2 protein-coding genes are annotated in these 1,614 nt (G+C 69.6%); both read right to left on the reverse strand.

Annotated elements, in window-relative coordinates; translation table 11 throughout:
• On the reverse strand, positions 1-271 hold a 271-nt coding region (locus tag PKE44_RS19245; RefSeq protein ID WP_324554441.1), incomplete at its 3' end, for an AcaB family transcriptional regulator.
• 56 nt (positions 272-327) lie between these two features.
• Positions 328-1,614 (reverse strand): hypothetical protein (locus tag PKE44_RS19250; RefSeq protein WP_324554443.1); only part of this gene is annotated, 1,287 nt, incomplete at its 5' end.

Genomic DNA, 1,614 nt, shown 5'->3' on the forward strand with positions numbered 1-1,614 from the left:
TGTCGTTCGCCGACAGGTACCAGATCGCCTTGAGCACCGCCGCGAAGCGCCGGCCGCCTGGAATCGGCGGTGCGTTGCTCGCCGGATCGGCGGCGCGGCCGGTGAACATGCGGTACGCGTCCTGCGTGTGCAGGGTCATCGCATCGGGTGTCTCGTCGACGAGCTGGCCCAGCGACGATCCTGCGGGCCGTGCTGGCGCCGCAGGCGCGGAGATGGCTGGCGCGGGGTCGGGCACCGGACCGAGTGAGGACGGCGCGTCTTGTGCTGTCATGGCGGACTCCGTGTTGACGTGTTCTGGCATCGACGGGGCGGGGGCGCGCGGTGTGCTCATGGTTGCCTGCCGGTGTTCATGCGCGTCTTGAGCTCGCCGAGCATCTGCCTGACCTTCTCGCGCTGCGCGCGAGCCCTGGCCTGGTACTCGGGCGTGGCGCGTTCGGCCGCGAGACGCCGTTCCTCGGCTTCGCGTTCGCGACGCAGAGCGGCCTCCTTCTGGCGCTGCGCACGCGCGGCCGCCACGCGGAGACCGAGCTCCGGTACGAAGCTGCCGGCGCCGGCGCGCGCGATGAGCCCGCGCAGGTACGCGACCGGACTGCTGCGCACGCCGCCCATCTGCAGCCGGCCGGCAAGCTCGTCGAGCAGAGCCTGGGAGTGATCGCCGCAGGGGCGAAGCAGCACGCGTGCTGCCTGGCGCTCGTCCGGCAGCATCTGCTCGGGGAAGATCAACTCCCCACCACCATCCACGGCGGCCGGCGCAGGCGTCGGCGAGCCAGTGTTCTGTGGTTGTAGTGATTCACCTGTACTGTGATTCATAAGAAGAGCGGCGCTTTCGGGTGAACCGTGTTCGCGGGTCGGGCCGAACTGTCGTGGCGGATTCGGCGTGGCAAGGCTGCGGGGTTGCCACAGTCTTGAATCGCTCTTCGGTGAATCGTTGGCTGCGCCAACGTCACGCTCTGGATCGACGCCGCGCAGGTCGGTGGCCCGTGCCGGCGAGACGTCTTCGGTCAGCAATGTCAGCAGGCAGTCGAGCCTGATGCGCGCCACCAGGCTCGGCGGAATGCCGCGCAGGCACTCCTCCCAGAGCCCGGCACGCACGAGATCGCGCCGCGCCGTTTCCTGTTCGCGCCGCGTGAGACCGAGCTCCTCGAACCAGCGCGCGGCCGAGCTGACGATCCACTGGTCCAGACGACGTCGGACCTGCAGCCGCGTGAGGTGTAGCGCGCGCGACAGCATCAGCCCGCCGTGCACGCCACCCGCGACCTCGACGAGCGTCCGGTGGAAGGCCACCGACGGACCGAGCAGTTCCGCGAGCACGAGCCGATCGCTCCAGTCCACCGCCTGCGGATGGCCGGCAATCCGATCGGCGAGCCGCGCGCCGAGCTCGTCCAGCCTCAACCTGAAATGCAGCCGCGCGGGAATGCCGATGCGCTGATCGTCCAGGAGCGCGAGATTGCGAAGCACCTCGCGCGCGCTGGCCTGTTCCTTCGGCGACAGTCCGGTCTCGATCGCCCACTGCTCCGTCGTCTTGTGGAACCAGCCGCCGTTCCGGGCGATGTCCCGACCGTGGCGCGTCCAGTAGATCGACTGCGACAGCAGGAGCGCCGCCTTGACGCTGGA

The sequence above is a fragment of the Plasticicumulans sp. genome, assembly GCF_035331805.1.
GTDB lineage: Bacteria > Pseudomonadota > Gammaproteobacteria > Competibacterales > Competibacteraceae > Plasticicumulans.